15 protein-coding genes are annotated in these 14933 nt (G+C 45.1%); 10 read left to right on the top strand and 5 right to left on the bottom strand.

The window, feature by feature from the left end; genetic code table 11:
* Nucleotides 1–23: 23 nt before the first annotated feature.
* Entirely contained in the window at nt 24–488 is a 465-nt protein-coding gene (asnC, locus tag AC5O63_RS19940; protein ID WP_004745358.1) for a transcriptional regulator AsnC, read from the bottom strand.
* Nucleotides 489–589: 101 nt separating this feature from the next.
* Here asnC and AC5O63_RS19945 point away from each other — a divergent pair, with 101 nt between their 5' ends.
* The 3 genes from AC5O63_RS19945 (at nt 590) to AC5O63_RS19955 (ending at nt 5223) form a co-directional block, all read left to right on the top strand.
* Nucleotides 590–3712 carry an EAL domain-containing protein gene (locus tag AC5O63_RS19945; protein ID WP_494506046.1) on the top strand — a complete coding sequence of 1041 codons (3123 nt, stop codon included), beginning with the start codon at nt 590–592 and terminating at the stop codon, nt 3710–3712.
* A 73-nt stretch (nt 3713–3785) separates the two neighbouring features.
* Nucleotides 3786–4565 carry a class I SAM-dependent methyltransferase gene (locus AC5O63_RS19950; protein ID WP_494506047.1) on the top strand — a complete coding sequence of 260 codons (780 nt, stop codon included), beginning with the start codon at nt 3786–3788 and terminating at the stop codon, nt 4563–4565.
* Nucleotides 4566–4665: 100 nt separating this feature from the next.
* On the top strand, nt 4666–5223 hold the full coding sequence (locus AC5O63_RS19955; protein ID WP_494506048.1) for a hypothetical protein: 558 nt from the start codon (nt 4666–4668) through the stop codon (nt 5221–5223).
* Nucleotides 5224–5284: 61 nt separating this feature from the next.
* On the opposite strand, the gene AC5O63_RS19960 is transcribed toward AC5O63_RS19955, so the two are convergent.
* Both AC5O63_RS19960 and uspA read right to left on the bottom strand, forming a co-directional pair.
* Complete coding sequence (locus AC5O63_RS19960; protein WP_494506049.1) at nt 5285–6169, bottom strand: carboxylate/amino acid/amine transporter; 885 nt, start codon at nt 6167–6169, stop codon at nt 5285–5287.
* Nucleotides 6170–6214: 45 nt separating this feature from the next.
* Nucleotides 6215–6640, bottom strand: a complete 426-nt coding sequence (gene uspA, locus AC5O63_RS19965; protein ID WP_069667948.1) for a universal stress protein UspA — start codon at nt 6638–6640, stop codon at nt 6215–6217.
* 156 nt (nt 6641–6796) lie between these two features.
* On the opposite strand from uspA, the gene ftnA reads away from it, so the two are divergent.
* The 3 genes from ftnA to AC5O63_RS19980 all read left to right on the top strand — a co-directional run bounded on the left by ftnA (nt 6797) and on the right by AC5O63_RS19980 (nt 9018).
* Nucleotides 6797–7324 carry a non-heme ferritin gene (gene ftnA / locus AC5O63_RS19970; RefSeq protein WP_004745366.1) on the top strand — a complete coding sequence of 176 codons (528 nt, stop codon included), beginning with the start codon at nt 6797–6799 and terminating at the stop codon, nt 7322–7324.
* A gap of 71 nt (nt 7325–7395) precedes the next feature.
* Nucleotides 7396–7719 carry a universal stress protein UspB gene (gene uspB / locus AC5O63_RS19975; protein ID WP_045954504.1) on the top strand — a complete coding sequence of 108 codons (324 nt, stop codon included), beginning with the start codon at nt 7396–7398 and terminating at the stop codon, nt 7717–7719.
* 105 nt (nt 7720–7824) lie between these two features.
* Nucleotides 7825–9018, top strand: a complete 1194-nt coding sequence (locus AC5O63_RS19980) for a BaiN/RdsA family NAD(P)/FAD-dependent oxidoreductase (protein WP_494506050.1) — start codon at nt 7825–7827, stop codon at nt 9016–9018.
* Between the two features lie 78 nt (nt 9019–9096).
* On the opposite strand, the gene AC5O63_RS19985 is transcribed toward AC5O63_RS19980, so the two are convergent.
* The gene (locus tag AC5O63_RS19985; RefSeq protein WP_171325914.1) at nt 9097–9573 is read right to left on the bottom strand and encodes a YHS domain-containing (seleno)protein; all 477 of its coding nucleotides are present in this window, start codon (nt 9571–9573) and stop codon (nt 9097–9099) included.
* 111 nt (nt 9574–9684) lie between these two features.
* Here AC5O63_RS19985 and AC5O63_RS19990 point away from each other — a divergent pair, with 111 nt between their 5' ends.
* Together AC5O63_RS19990 and AC5O63_RS19995 are read left to right on the top strand one after the other, a co-directional pair.
* The gene (locus tag AC5O63_RS19990; protein ID WP_494506051.1) at nt 9685–10509 is read left to right on the top strand and encodes a cupin domain-containing protein; all 825 of its coding nucleotides are present in this window, start codon (nt 9685–9687) and stop codon (nt 10507–10509) included.
* An 88-nt stretch (nt 10510–10597) separates the two neighbouring features.
* Nucleotides 10598–11422 (top strand): HDOD domain-containing protein, encoded by an 825-nt coding sequence (locus AC5O63_RS19995; RefSeq protein WP_425666179.1) that lies wholly within the window; start codon nt 10598–10600, stop codon nt 11420–11422.
* Nucleotides 11423–11463: 41 nt separating this feature from the next.
* On the opposite strand, the gene AC5O63_RS20000 is transcribed toward AC5O63_RS19995, so the two are convergent.
* Nucleotides 11464–12369, bottom strand: a complete 906-nt coding sequence (locus AC5O63_RS20000) for a DMT family transporter (protein ID WP_494506052.1) — start codon at nt 12367–12369, stop codon at nt 11464–11466.
* Nucleotides 12370–12536: 167 nt separating this feature from the next.
* Between AC5O63_RS20000 and rmuC the strand changes: the two genes are divergently transcribed.
* Both rmuC and ubiE read left to right on the top strand, forming a co-directional pair.
* Nucleotides 12537–14087, top strand: a complete 1551-nt coding sequence (gene rmuC / locus AC5O63_RS20005) for a DNA recombination protein RmuC (RefSeq protein ID WP_494506053.1) — start codon at nt 12537–12539, stop codon at nt 14085–14087.
* Nucleotides 14088–14143: 56 nt separating this feature from the next.
* The gene (gene ubiE, locus AC5O63_RS20010; protein ID WP_494506054.1) at nt 14144–14926 is read left to right on the top strand and encodes a bifunctional demethylmenaquinone methyltransferase/2-methoxy-6-polyprenyl-1,4-benzoquinol methylase UbiE; all 783 of its coding nucleotides are present in this window, start codon (nt 14144–14146) and stop codon (nt 14924–14926) included.
* Nucleotides 14927–14933 lie beyond the last annotated feature (7 nt).

The raw sequence follows: 14933 nt of genomic DNA on the forward strand, positions 1-14933 counted from the left end.
AAAACTCGCTACGGCGAGTTTTTTTATGGGTTAACGTTACGATTGATCGGGTTTTGCAAAGAGATAAGGGTTTCCGTCGATTGCACTTCATCAATCGCTTGTAGCTTATCGATAAGAACGTATTGCAGCTCTTCAATGGAGCGGCACATTAACTTAACGAAAATATTGTACGCTCCAGTGGTGTAATAAGCTTCGACAACTTCTTCTAAAGCGTTGAGCTTCTCCAGTGCAGAATGATAGTCTCGTGCAGCATTGAGGTTAATACCGATAAAGCAGCATACGTCATAGCCGAGTTTCTTCGTATCAACGATAACCTCTGTACCTTGGATAATATCTCCAGCTTTCATTTTCTCGATTCGTACATGAATCGTCGCCGGGCTGACTTCAAACTGCTTAGCCATTTCGGCATAAGGGGTTCGAGCATCTTCCATTAAAGTTTTTAAGATGGCTTTGTCTAAGTCATCAAGTTTAATACCGTGTGCCTGCATGTAAGTCCTTGTAAATCAGCCTAACTTAGTGGAATAAGTACAAATTATCACCAGTGGTGATACAATTATATCTATATTCCTTTGATTTTGAGACTATTTTAGTGCGTTTGTGCCTCCTCCTACTAGCGCTAGTTGTCAGCTTTGTTGCGCGAGCAAATGAAAAAGATGTGTTAGTGGTCCACTCTTATCACCAAGGGTTCTTTTGGACAGATACATTTCAGAGTGGTCTAGAACATCAGCTTAGCAACACCTATATCTCTACTCGGGTACTTTATCTAGATACCAAACGAATGCAGAGTGAGGCTTATTTGGATCAGCTATACTCACTGTATAAAACCAAGTTTGAACAAGAAAAATTCAAAGCCATTGTCGTTAGTGACAATAATGCATTAATACTAATGAACAGACTGGCTGATGTGATTGGTGATACGCCAGTTATCTTTGGTGGCATCAATAACTACACCCCTTACATGCACCGAGATTTAAACGCGACTGGAGTTATTGAAGATATCGATCTCTATAGCAATATCTCGCTGATAGAGCGCATTCAACCCGAAGTTAAATCCATCTACATTATCAGTGACCACTCGGTGACAGGCGCCGCTGTTCGCGCTCAAGTTGGTCAGTTCTTATCGAATTACCCAAACTACTACAGCAAAATCATCTCCTTTATTCCAGACACGTTTGATCAGCTATTAGAAATGGTTCAACTGCTGGATAGTCGTTCTAGTGTACTTTTTTGGATCTACTACCGAGAGCGAGATGGTTCTGTTGTTGCTACTAAAGCTCAGTGGGAGAAGCTGAACCAACTATCTCTTGCGCCAATCTATATGGTGCATGATTTAGGCTTGGGATCTGGAACGGTTGGAGGAGTGATTCAAAGTGGTCGCCAACACGGTCAACAAACGGCTGAGCTGTTGATGAAAGTTCTGGAAGAAGAATCTAAACCATTGCCTAGGGTTGAAGTGGGCATTCCGGAAATCAAACTCGACTACCAAGCTGTGCTCAAATGGGGTTTAGGTATCGAGGGGGAGGCGACGTCGGTCATTTTCAATAAACCACAATCTTTTACCGATCGTTATCAACAAGAAATTAAGATTGTAGGTAGTGTAGTTCTTTTCCTTTCCTTGATTATCATGGGGCTCATTTACTACCTCAGCCGTATCAAACGCAGCGAGCAATTAGCAAAAGATAGCCAGACACTTATAGAGATGGTGTTTGACCAAAGCTATCACTTTATTGGCGTTCTTGATGACAATGGGCATATTACTTCTAGCAACAGCAAGCTGCAGGATTTGCTCTATGACCAGAATTTTAGTGTAGATAGACCCATCTGGCAGCATAGGCATTGGGAACAGGAAGCGTCACAGCAGTTGAAGCAGTTTTTTACCACTGAGCACGATACGTTGGCTCAGTTTGAAGCAGAGATTTGGCACTCAGATCAAGGCTCAATAGTGCTAGAGCTTTCGCTTAAACCGATTCCAATACCCGATAAGGGCACTCAATACTTACTGGAAGCTCGCGATATTACCTCACGTAAGATTACCGAGGAGCGCCTGTTTCAACGTGAAGCTAACCTCAGTCACTACTATGATCAGCAACCCGTGATGATGCTGACTCTTGATGAGCAAAACCGCATTCAACAAGTGAATCAGTTTGCCGAGCAGTTGTTAGGTTATGCGGCTGACGAAGTGTTGGGGCATCGGCTTAGAGAGTTTTATTTCCATGAGGCAACGCTAATACCTCGGCAAGTGTTGTTACAACCCAAGCTTGCCATAAAGGGGGTTTGGCGTCGTGAGGTCGAATATCGTCACGCTAATGGGCACACGGTGTGGGTTCGAGAAAACATTCGTCCTTTGGCGGAATCTGGGCACCTGCTGATAGTTGGTGAAGATGTCACTGAGACTAAAGCGCTTTCGGAACAGCTTCAATATCAAGCGCAGCATGACTTGCTTACCGGTACCTACAGCCGCAACTACTTCGAAGCAGAATTAGAAAAGGCTCTGCGGGAAGTAGAGAGCTACACTCGAACGCATGCCATGCTTTACATCGACCTCGATCAGCTAAAAGTGCTTAATGACACTGCAGGTCATGAAGCGGGCGATGCTGCGATTCAGTTCTGTGCCAGCATGCTAGAAGAAACATTGCCTTACAACACGATATTGGCGCGCATGGGGGGAGACGAATTCGCAATCCTTCTCAAAGACTGTACCGAAGTTGATGCTAAGAAACTGGCAACAACCATCATTAATACCTTAAGCGAACATGCCTTTATCTGGGAAGACATCAGGCTCAACCTAAATTGCTCGATTGGTATTCGCTTAATAGACCATACCGCCTCTTCGCCACAAATGGTTCACGCTCAAGCGGATACGGCTTGTCATATTGCTAAGGAAGAAGGGCGAAATCGATACAGTATGTACTGTCTTGATGACCAAGAACTACGTCGTCGTGAGCAAGAGATGGAAAGCGTTAACCTAGTTCACAACGCCCTAGCCAATAACAGACTAGAGCTGTTCGCTCAGCAAATTCTTGACTTGACGGGTGAAGAGCAGGGTATGCACTTCGAAATTTTGGTTCGAATCAGAAACGTGGATGGTGAGTATATTTCACCGGGTATCTTTATGCCGGCCTCTGAGCGTTACAACATCGCCCATTTAATCGATAAGCAGGTTGTGAGTCAGACCTTAGAATGGTTTGAACAACACCCACATGCGCTAGAGCTGCTGGGGCTGTGTTCGATAAATCTGTCTGGTCACTCAATGGGCAATAAAGAGTTTACGGCTTACTTGCTTGAGAAATTGAAATCGAGCTCAGTGCCGTGCGAGAAAATCTGTCTTGAGATCACCGAGACGGCAGCCATGAGCAACATGAATCAAGCGATAGAGTTCTTTGGACAACTGAAAGCGCTGGGCTGCTGCATTGCGCTAGACGATTTTGGCTCGGGTCTTTCTTCATTTGGCTACCTGAAAAAACTTCCGGTCGATATCGTAAAAATTGACGGTATTTTTGTCCGCGATATGGACACTAACGAGATGGACCACTTAATGGTGCGTTCAATTAACGATCTGGCTCGTCAAATGGGCAAGCAAACTGTCGCTGAGTTTGTCGAAAACGCTCAGATTATTGAGCAATTGATGGAGCTCGGAGTCGATTATGCGCAGGGCTACGTGATTGGCAAACCGAAACCACTTGCTGAGCTGGTATCAGAGCTAACGCCATAACATAATGCTTAGTGAAATGGCTCAAGATCCAGTAAACTGCGCCCGAGTCGAGACAATACCCTAGGAACATTGCGTGCAACTACAACTGCTATGTGAAGACCAAACACAATCTGAACGTTTTCAACAGATAACCCAACGCTGGGAGTTAACTCATAGCGATGACAGCCCATTTGCTCTTGTGCTCACTGAACAGCGTTTGGAGTTACGCAAGTTGGATGAGCCAAAACTAGGCGCTATCTTTGTTGATTTAGCAAGTGGTGCAGTTGCACACAGGCGTAAATTTGGTGGTGGCAAAGGTCAGGCGATCGCCAAAGCGGCCGGATTAAATAAAGGTGCCACACCAACGATACTTGATGGTACGGCTGGTCTTGGGCGTGACGCTTTTGTATTGGCTTCATTAGGCTGTAAAGTTCAAATGGTTGAGCGTCATCCAGTTGTAGCAGCGTTATTGGATGACGGACTAACCCGAGCCAAAAGCGACCCTGAAATCGGAGTGTGGGTGAGCGAGCGGATGTCATTGATTCACGCATCTAGCCACAATGCACTGAGCCAACTTGCTGAAGATCCTGAGTTTGTTAAACCAGATGTGGTTTATCTCGATCCTATGTACCCGCACCCTGAAAACAAGAAAAAAAGCGCGTTAGTGAAAAAAGAGATGCGCGTCTTTCAGTCTTTAGTCGGTGCCGATCACGACGCTGATGGACTGTTGGAACCCGCCTTAGCCCTTGCTACTAAAAGGGTGGTGGTGAAAAGGCCTGACTATGCAGACTGGCTCAATCAACAAAAACCTATGATGGCTATCGAGACCAAAAAAAATCGTTTTGATGTTTATGTTAATGCATCAATGACTTAGCGAACACTGTATCAATAGTGCGATTTTTGTCCTTGCTAATTCGCTATCAAGCAGGTATATCTTACTAAGAACTATTCGTATTCTTAGCTGGAGTTGTAGCGTGGCTAAACGTTTCTGTAAGATGAATCGCAAGCAAATTGCGGAAAATTTGGGTGATATCCATCGTTTGGTGGTTGAACCTAAATACCTTTGCCGTTCCTGTGCTCGTTCGTCTGCTTCTAAAGACTCTCTTTGCAAGCCAGCTGCTATTCCACCTCAAGCATGTCAAAACAAGCCGTTAGAGCAACAACAGAGCTGCGCTTTACTTGCAGAAGCCTTGCCTAACACTCAAGTAAATCTCCCCTCAGAGCAAAAAGCGCAAGCCGTCAGAAGAGTGGTTGAGAGGGTGAAAGAGAAAGCCTTGCTGCAAAAAGCGCAACTTCAATCTAGCCAAACCGAAACTGTAGCCAGTGAAATGTTTGATTTAGAGGACAAAAAATCGCTTAAGAAAGCAAAGAAAGCGATAAAGAAACACTACAAACAGCAGAAGAAACTGCTCAAGTTAGCTGACAAGCAACGTAAGCTGATTAAAAAGCAGAAGAAATTGGAAAGTAAGGTGAGTATATCTCGCTTAATTGCTGAAAGCTCAGAAGCACAAACTAGCTCAAACCTTCATTAATCCTCCAAATAATAAAAAGCTCTCCATCGATGGAGAGCTTTTTAGCATCTAATGATTCTATCTACTGTGGATTGGCTTGATAGCTCTGCTCAACTTTACGCTTAACCCAGGTTTCGTTGACCCATAAAGAAAGCAAGATAATAGCTCCACCGATACTCAATTGAGTGATATCTACATCTCGATTCCAAATCACAATGTTAACGATGAGACCGGCAGGCACCAATGCATTGTTCATTACCGCGAGCGCTCCTGCATTGACCATAGTTGCGCCTTTGTTCCAAGCAAAGTAACCGAGGCCAGAAGCAATCAGACCTAGATAAATAAGAACACTCCACTGGGTCGTCGTGGTTGGCATCTTGTCTAGGTTGCCCATCAAGGCGAACGCGACCGTTGCTACACACAAAGCGCCTAAATAGAAGTAGCCAAAAATTGCGTGCTGCGGCAATTCAACATCGTAATTTTCCATCAGGTATTTGTAGCCAACCTGACCGATCGCGAAACAGACATTGGCGCCCTGAACCACTAAGAAGCCGACGATGAAGTTTTCATTGATTCCAGCGAATTTAATAAAGGCAGCGCCAGCGACGGCAATAACCGCAGTGACTAAGTACCACGGCGAGAAGCGACGTTTAAGCAGGTCGTAAATAAGCGTGACGTAGATTGGAGTGAAGACGGTAAACAGCAGTACTTCTGGTACAGAAAGCAATAAGAAAGATTGGTAGTAGAAGCAGTACATTAAGCCGAGTTGGAAGCCACCAACCACCATTAGTTTGGCAATCAGCCCTTTATCGACCCCTTTGAACTTAAGAAATGGTAGGAAAACCAAGCTCGCTAATGCCACACGCATTAATACCGAGAACCAAGAATCAACCTGACCAGCGAGATAAACACCGATCAGGCTGAATGAAAACGCCCACAATAAAGTGACCGCAGATAAATAACCCATGATTAAGACTCATTCGCAAAAACTATGGGTGCAGTGTAACTCTATTTAGTCTTTGAGTGGTACTACCAACATATCAACTGGCGAGCAATTAATTAGCTGGCGAGTTGACGAAAGCAGTTTACTCCAAAAGTCTTGATGGTGGCCGCATACCACGAGGTCGATATTGAACTCTTTAATGGTGTCGCACAGTTCATTGTTCAGATCACCGCTGCCGACCAGCGTGTGCTTAATTGGGAAATCGGCATGATCCGCCAAATTTTGTAACTGCTTTTGTGAGGCTTCGATAGCCTGATGTTGGGTTTCAGCCAGATTAATATCAATTAGGCCTGTATAGAGCTCGGCGTAATTAACATCGATATGGACAAATGACACTGATGCATCAAGTGGTTTTGCCAAGGATACGGCTCTTTCGACCAAGAGTTTGCTGTCCTCAGAGAGGTCGATGGCAACCAAAATATGTTGATAACTCATAGTGCTATCTCCTTGTAAGAGTCTTAATTAAAGATTAGCACCTTGAATTAATAAATTTTGCTGAAGTGATCTCAGATCCACATTTGGCATACAAAGTGTTATGGTTGTGAACATGATATAGTCAATTTAACTTCATAGACTTAGTAGGAGTGGTAAATGCTTTCTCAAGCAATGGTCGATCAATTGAATGAGCAAATTAATCTCGAATTTTTCTCATCCAATCTATACTTACAAATGAGTGCTTGGTGTGAAGACAAAGGATTTGAAGGTGCAGCTGAATTTTTACGCGCACACGCCGTAGAAGAAATGGAGCACATGCAGCGTCTATTCACATATGTGAGTGAGACAGGTGCGATGCCTATTCTAGGTGCAATTGAAGCACCAAAGCACGAGTTTAATAGCCTAGGTGATGTCTTCCGTGAAACGTTTGAACACGAGCAGATGATTACGGAAAAAATCAACAAACTTGCTCATGTTGCGTTTACATCACAAGACTATTCTACGTTCAACTTCTTACAGTGGTACGTTGCAGAGCAGCACGAGGAAGAGAAGTTATTTAAAGGGATCTTAGATAAGTTAGATCTAGTTGGCGAAGACGGCAAAGCGCTGTTCTTTATCGACAAAGATTTAGCAGCTTTGGCAAAAGAAGGTTCATCTTCAATTATGGATGCCCCTGCTGAATAAACTTCAGCGTAAGACACTCTAAGTAGATCGTCTTTTTCTCCGGGCATACCAGAAGATGTAGGGAGGAAAAGATGATCAATGCTGACACAATTCTATTTGCGCTAATGATGGTAACTCTAGTCAATATGGCTCGTTACCTTACTGCACTGCGTTCTCTAATATACATCATGCGTGAAGCCCACCCATTACTATACCAACAAGTTGATGGTAACGGTTTCTTTACCACTCATGGTAATGTCACTAAGCAAGTTCGCTTGTTCCACTACATCAAGAGCAAAGAGTATCACCATCATCATGATGAAGTGTTTACTGGAAAATGCGATAGAGTCCGTGAGCTATTTATTCTTTCGACCTCTTTACTCGCGGTAACCTTGTTGGCTGCGATGATTCTTTAGGTCAATTGGCATTCGTTCAAAATGCCGTTAAAATAGCCGCGCAAATTGCGAAGGATGTGCATCAGGCACATCCTTTTTTATTGGTTTTTATTTGAGTAGTAGTTCATGACAGAGAAGTTTGATGTCGTCATCATAGGCGCAGGTGCAGCAGGGCTGATGTGTGCAGCAGAAGCTGGCAAACGCGGTCGTAAAGTGTTGGTGCTTGATCATGCCAAAAAGCCTGGACGTAAAATCTTAATTGCTGGTGGCGGTCGTTGTAACTTCACTAATTACGATGTGTCAGCCAACAACTTCCTGTGTCAGAACCCTCATTTCGTTAAATCTGCGCTGTCTCAATACACCAACTGGGACTTTATCTCTATGGTCAGTAAACATGGGATTGAGTTTGAAGAGCGAGATCATGGCCAGCTATTCTGTGTCGGTGACTACAACTCAAAAGACATCGTTAAAATGTTATTGGCTGAGTGTGACTTACCAAGCGTGACTCAACGTTATCAGCAAGATGTCCATCATATCGAGAAGACTGAGGCGGGCTTTGAGCTACATGCCAATACCAGTGTGATCGAATGTGAGTCGCTAGTCGTGGCGACAGGTGGTCTTTCCATGCCGAAACTGGGCGCGACGCCATTTGGCTATAAAGTGGCAGAGCAGTTTAATCTCAGCGTTGTACCCACCAGTGCGGGTCTTGTACCTTTTACTCTGCACAAAGAAGATAAAGAAGCGTTTGCTGAGCTGTCTGGTATTGCTATTCCGGCTGAAATTACCGCTCAAGATGGAACCGTGTTTAAAGAGGCACTACTGTTTACTCACCGTGGTTTATCAGGGCCTTCTGTGTTGCAAATCTCGTCGTTCTGGAAAGCGGGGCAAAAAGTCACGATCAACCTGGTTCCGGAAGTTGACGTTAATGAACTACTGCAACGCTCATTAGAGAAACACCCAAACCAGAGCCTGAAAAATACCTTGGCTAAAGTACTACCTAAGCGCCTTGTCGAAGTACTGATAGAGCGTAAGGTATTTACAGACAAGCCCCTTAAGCAGTTCAATGCTAACCAGCTAGAAGCGGTCACCGCTCAGCTTGAAAACTGGCAGATTGCTCCCAATGGAACGGAAGGGTATCGCACAGCAGAGGTTACTCTCGGTGGCGTAGATACTAATCACCTTTCCTCAAAAACCATGGAGTGTAAGCAGGTTCAAGGCTTGTACTTTATAGGTGAGGTTATGGATGTCACAGGTTGGCTTGGTGGCTACAATTTCCAATGGTGCTGGAGTTCCGGTTTTGTCGCCGGGCAATGGGTCTAGCCTGAATGGATAGAAAAAAGCGGAAGAGTCTAGACTCTTCCGTTTTCCATTGAAGGGAAATAAGCAGAATGGAAGGGGTTATAATTTATCCGCAGCAACGGTTTTGATACTGGTCCAGTTGGTGTTTGCATCCTGAATGAAGCCTTGAGTATCCTCTAACCAGCGCTGTTGTACTGTTTTGTCGAGATTGAGATAAAGCTTGCCGTCTTCAATTTTCCACGCCTGTGGGTCGGTTTCAAACTTCTTACCCATTGCTACCCCAAATGCGCAGTAGCCACCATACTGAGGGGCGAAAGCTTGGGGATCCGCTTTGAATTGATCGCGGTTTTCACTGCTCGCGAAGTGATAAATGGCATTTTTATAGGTGGCGGAAAACTGTGGGTTGCCCTGTACTGCACCTGCGTCAGTAAAGTACGCGACCGGATCATAGCCTTTGATTGCTAGATCATTCTCATCCACACTCATATCTATATCTGCTGCCATCAGTGAGAAACTGGTTCCGAGTAGCGCTGCCATAAGAGTCAGTTTTTTACCGGTTGATTTAATGCGTGCCATAACAAGCTCCTTGCCTATGTTTGGTTATCTTGTATGAAATAAATTAGCCGACTCATCCGGTCTATAGAGGGACTAAAAGTCTAAAAAGTACGCGAATCGTTCGGAGGTAACATGGATCTGCTGTCAAAATTGATGGGGCACTTTTCTATCCGCACTGGTGTTTTCTATTCTGGCCAATTATGCGGCGTCTCTTCGTTCAAGCAGAGTCCGCATAACCAAGGGCATCTTCATGTGCTTAAATCTGGTCATTTGAAGTTGGCAAGCTCATTGGGGAGTGCGCATCACCTAACGCAACCCAGCATCATTTATCTACCTAGTAGTACGCTGCATGTGATAGAAGGCGTCGCTGAGGGGGCTGACCTCGTTTGCGCTAATGTTGAGTATCGCGCAGGGCGAGTGAACCCTCTGTTGTCGGCGTTGCCAGACGTCGTGGTCATCCCATTTGAAGTCGCCCCTAACTTAACGCCAGTGATTGAGCTGTTGTTTCAAGAGTCGCATAGCGAGTCTGCAGGGCAGCAATTTATGATGGATAAGTTGAGCGATACATTGATGGCACTGATCTTTCGCTATTTAATTGATGAGCAAAAAATAGAGCAGGGACTGTTTGCTGCCTTGGCGCATCCACGCTTGGCGGCAGTTGTATCCGCAATTCACCAGCTACCAGCCCGTCATTACACTATTGCCGAAATGGCTTCGTTAGCTGCTATGTCACGCACTCAGTTTATTGAAACCTTTAAGCAGGTTGTTGGTGACACTCCGGGGGATTATGTGCAGAAGTGGCGAGTGTCGGTTGCTCAATCTTTATTGCTAAAAAACAAACCTCTTAACTGGGTTGCTGATGAAGTTGGATATGGTAGCTACTCTGGCTTTTCTCGCGCTTTTCAACATGTTTCGGGTACTTCTCCACGCCAGTGGCTACAGGACTCGAAGCAATAAGTTACCCCATTTTATGAAAGGCTTATCGACCTAGTTGTTAATTTCTGTCCTATATTAAATGGGGAGAAGAGAGCAAGGAGTAACCTCTATGAGTCAACAAGCACTGATTTCTCGTATTAACGAGTTGCCGCGAATCGAAAGTGTACTGCAAGAGTTATTGGAGATGGTCAACCGAGACTCGATCGACTTCGGTGAGCTCGCCCATAAGATGGCAATGGATCAGGTATTGTTGGCAAGGGTTTTAAGGATGGCAAACTCTGCTCAATTTGGTGGTGTAAAAGGGGTGGCGAATATTAATGATGCCATTGTTCGTATCGGAATTGGTGCTATACGTAACCTAATTTCTTCTTCGATACTTGCTTCGACGTTTCCCAAGATAGAAACCCTCAATATCAAAGATTATTGGGCGGCAACCTTTGAAGTAGCGACAATTGCTAGCACCATAGCGAGAGACATCAAGCTGGACCCCAATGAGGCGTTTAGTACTGGCGTGCTGCATAACATTGGTGAACTCATGATTCATACTCTAGAGCCTGAAAAAGCGGTCGCTATCAGCCAACGTGTCGCCAATGGGGAAAATGCTGCTCAGGTGCAAAAAGAAGTACTTGGTGTTGATGCTCAAGAGCTCGGAGCCGTGCTTGCTGAAAGCTGGAAGTTCCCTAATCAGCTTGTTGATGCCATCGCCAATGTTAATCACCCAGCTAAAGCGGTAGAGTCGAAACGACTTGCTTGCTTGATGTATCTGGCGCGAGATGCGCATCAACGCTGGGACATGATGTTGGAAGAGAGTGAAAAGCTGAGTTACCTGGAAAACAGTAAAGCGGCTAAAGCACTACATGTATCACCTGAGCTAGCCGCTAAGATTGATGAGGTGCGCGGGCAAGGAAGTGAGCTAGCCTATCAACTATTTTAGATAGGCTAGGTCAACAAGACCCTACCGGTGTTAACGTGTTGTTATACAGGCTGTTTGGCGTGATCTTTTTTGCCAAATTTGATCTGCTGGATCACTAGGCCAGTAATGATCAGTACCAAGCCAACCAAAGTTGATGGATGTATTTGTTCACCGATAATCGTTGCTAGCAACATCAGCGAGATAAAAGGGGAAGCAAAGATAAGGTTGCTCAAACGCGATGTATTTTGAGTTAACTTCAATGCGCTCAACCAAAGAACAAAAGTAATCCCCATTTCAAACAAGCCCACATAGCTGACGGCAAGCCATCCCTGGGTAGATATATGGCTAAAGCTCAGCCCTTCATACAGCGTTAAGCCAATAGCGAATGGAATCGCGACCAGAAAACCGAGCAAAACGCCAACTATCGGGTCCGCTTTGTTTTTGGTGTTTAAAATCCAGTAACTTGCCCATAGCAGGGTGGAGAATAGAGCGAGGCCAACTCCAAGCGGGCTCTCAAAGCTTAAGCCAAGTACATCGCCTTGTGTGGCAATTACTATCACTCCCAAGTAGCTAAACGTACAAGCGATCCAGTCTTGCTTACGGATTTTCTGACCTAAAAACACGGCCGCCATCAGGGTAAGCGTAATTGCCCAGCTGTAATTGATCGCTTGTGCTTGTGATGCTGGAAGCAAGTCATAGGCTTTAAACAAAATCACGTAGTAAGCGAGTGGGTTAATCAAGCCTAACAGTAGGTAATACCAAGGATTGGAGAGAAACGTACTCGGTAGTGTTTTAAGCTTACCTTGCACGGCACAAATCGCCATTAGTGCCAGCGCGGAAACGATACTAGCAACAGTCAACATTTGAATAGGGGAAAACTCAGCTAAGGTGAGTTTGAATGCGGTGGCAACCGTTGACCAGAGTAATACTGCTGATAAACCTAAGCCTAAAGCACGGCGCTCGTTCATGATGCTCCTTCAATAAAACCAACCAGTTAAGACTTACTGGCGACAAGTATGGGACAGGGTAGTGAGCGCCTAGTCTAGCTGTTCGATATCTAGCCGACAAACTGGACATTTATCCAGTGCTAAAATACCATTGAAAGTATCTCATTCTGAACAGTTAAATCTTTATTATGCAATGGATTCTTGAGCATCAAGCTATGTTGATCAGTGGCCTATCCGGTGCCGTAGCAAGTGGCGTGGTAGTTGGCTGGTGGGTCAAACAGAAAATGCGCTTTGACAATCAGCTTCTTGAACAACAACTGGAATCGAATCAGCACCTTGCCAGTAGCCAGATTGCGCAGCTAGAAAAAGAACTCCGTGAGGCACAGCAAGAACTCGACGAGCTAGATAGTGAACGTGACAAGTCAGCATACGAGTTAAAACAGTCTCACGGCAAGTTAATGGCAGTGCTAGAGAAGCTGCGCTATTTCGAGGCAGTGAAGCAGGAACGTCAGCAGTATGCCGATAACCTCAACCAAATTCGTGAGCAAAAGTCACAATTAGAGGCACAGTTGCGTGAGCAAGAAGCGCGACATGAGCAACAAAACAAAGCTAGCCAAGAAAAGCTCCAACTGTTAGAGCAGGCAGAGGAGCGCCTCAAGCAGCAATTTGAACAGCTTGCCAATCAGCTATTTGAAGCCAAAACGGCCAAAGTGGACCAGCAAAACCGCCAGAGCTTGGATGGTTTGCTTTCTCCTCTAAAAGAGCAACTGGAAGGGTTCAAGAAACAAGTGAACGACAGCTTTAATCAGGAAGCCAAAGAGCGCCACACCTTAGTTCACGAGTTAAAAAACCTCCAACGCTTAAATGAACAGATGACCAAAGAAGCGCTTAACCTGACTCAAGCGCTAAAGGGCGACAACAAGCAGCAGGGTAACTGGGGCGAAGTGGTACTCGCGCGCGTGCTCGCTGATTCTGGCTTACGTGAAGGGCATGAATATCAAACCCAAGTCAGTTTGCAAAATGAAGCGGGTAAACGCTATCAGCCCGATGTCATCGTTCACTTACCGCAAGATAAACAAGTGGTGGTGGACTCGAAAATGGCTTTGGTGGCCTACGAAAGGTACTTTAATGCTGAAACTGATAACGAGCGAGATCGAGCACTAAGTGACCACTTACTTGCATTGAGAGCGCATATAAAAGGGCTGTCTCAAAAAGATTACCATCAGCTAAAAGGCATTCAGAGTCTAGACTATGTACTGATGTTTATTCCCGTTGAGCCTGCATTTCAGGTCGCTATTCAAGCAGACCCGAGTCTGGTAAAAGATGCCATGGAGCAAAACATCATTTTGGTGAGTCCAACGACTTTGCTTGTAGCGCTACGTACGATCGATAACTTGTGGCGTAACGAGCGGCAAAATCAGAATGCTCAGGTTATTGCTGAGCGTGCCAGCAAACTTTACGACAAATTGCGCCTGTTTGTTGATGATATGGAGAGTCTTGGCGGCGCATTAGATAAAGCCAACCAAAATTACCAAGGGGCAATGAACAAGCTCGCGACTGGGCGCGGGAATGTGATTCGCCAAGCGGAAAGCTTTAAACAACTGGGCGTTGAAGTGAAAAAACCGATTTCCAATGATTTGGCGCAACTCGCTCAGCATGACCATTTCACAGAAAATGCTGCCTTGGATAAAAATGACTCTTTCGTACAAAGACATCCGGATGAGGATAAAGTAAACTAATCGCCCGCAGTGCTTAGGTCGTATTAATTCAATGCGCTGCTCGAAGAGGAATCATCATGACGGATACAAGCGTGCAATCGAATACAGCTTTAGAAACAAATGAAACCACGCACTTTGGTTTCAGTACCGTAGCCAAAGAAGAGAAAGTGGCTAAAGTTGCTCAGGTCTTCCACTCAGTAGCAGCGAAGTACGACATTATGAATGACTTAATGTCGGGTGGTATTCATCGCCTGTGGAAGCGCTTTACTATCGACTGCAGTGGTGTTCGTCCTGGTCAGCGCGTGCTTGACCTTGGTGGTGGTACGGGTGACCTAACCGCAAAATTCTCGCGAATTGTTGGCGAAAAAGGTCATGTGGTACTGGCCGATATCAATAACTCTATGCTTAACGTTGGCCGAGATAAGTTACGTGACAATGGTATTGTCGGTAATGTCCATTACGTGCAGGCGAATGCCGAAGAGTTGCCGTTTCCTGACGACTATTTTGATGCGATTACGATTAGCTTCTGCTTACGTAACGTAACAGATAAAGATAAAGCACTACGCTCTATGTACCGTGTGCTCAAGCCGGGTGGACGTCTACTCGTTCTAGAGTTCTCTAAGCCGATCTTAGAGCCGCTATCAAAGATTTATGATACTTATTCATTCCATTTACTGCCTAAGATGGGCGAGTTAGTGGCTAATGATGCTGAAAGCTACCGTTACCTAGCGGAGTCTATCCGTATGCACCCAGATCAAGAGACACTGAAAGGCATGATGAATGAAGCTGGTTTCGATAAAACCAGTTACTACAACCTGACGGGTGGTATCGTTGCCCTTCACCGTGGTTATAAGTTCTAAGGTCGGT

It is taken from the genome of Vibrio sp. SCP2, assembly GCF_059295395.1.

Excerpts from the sequence above, each read along its gene's own strand:
- asnC (WP_004745358.1), bottom strand. The coding sequence starts at position 488 with ATGCAGGCACACGGTATTAAACTTGATGACTTAGACAAAGCCATCTTA.
- AC5O63_RS19960 (WP_494506049.1), bottom strand. The coding sequence starts at position 6,169 with ATGGGTTATTTATCTGCGGTCACTTTATTGTGGGCGTTTTCATTCAGC.
- uspA (WP_069667948.1), bottom strand. The coding sequence starts at position 6,640 with ATGAGTTATCAACATATTTTGGTTGCCATCGACCTCTCTGAGGACAGC.
- ftnA (WP_004745366.1), top strand. The coding sequence starts at position 6,797 with ATGCTTTCTCAAGCAATGGTCGATCAATTGAATGAGCAAATTAATCTC.
- uspB (WP_045954504.1), top strand. The coding sequence starts at position 7,396 with ATGATCAATGCTGACACAATTCTATTTGCGCTAATGATGGTAACTCTA.
- AC5O63_RS19980 (WP_494506050.1), top strand. The coding sequence starts at position 7,825 with ATGACAGAGAAGTTTGATGTCGTCATCATAGGCGCAGGTGCAGCAGGG.
- AC5O63_RS19985 (WP_171325914.1), bottom strand. The coding sequence starts at position 9,573 with ATGGCACGCATTAAATCAACCGGTAAAAAACTGACTCTTATGGCAGCG.
- AC5O63_RS19990 (WP_494506051.1), top strand. The coding sequence starts at position 9,685 with ATGGATCTGCTGTCAAAATTGATGGGGCACTTTTCTATCCGCACTGGT.
- AC5O63_RS19995 (WP_425666179.1), top strand. The coding sequence starts at position 10,598 with ATGAGTCAACAAGCACTGATTTCTCGTATTAACGAGTTGCCGCGAATC.
- AC5O63_RS20000 (WP_494506052.1), bottom strand. The coding sequence starts at position 12,369 with ATGAACGAGCGCCGTGCTTTAGGCTTAGGTTTATCAGCAGTATTACTC.
- rmuC (WP_494506053.1), top strand. The coding sequence starts at position 12,537 with ATGCAATGGATTCTTGAGCATCAAGCTATGTTGATCAGTGGCCTATCC.
- ubiE (WP_494506054.1), top strand. The coding sequence starts at position 14,144 with ATGACGGATACAAGCGTGCAATCGAATACAGCTTTAGAAACAAATGAA.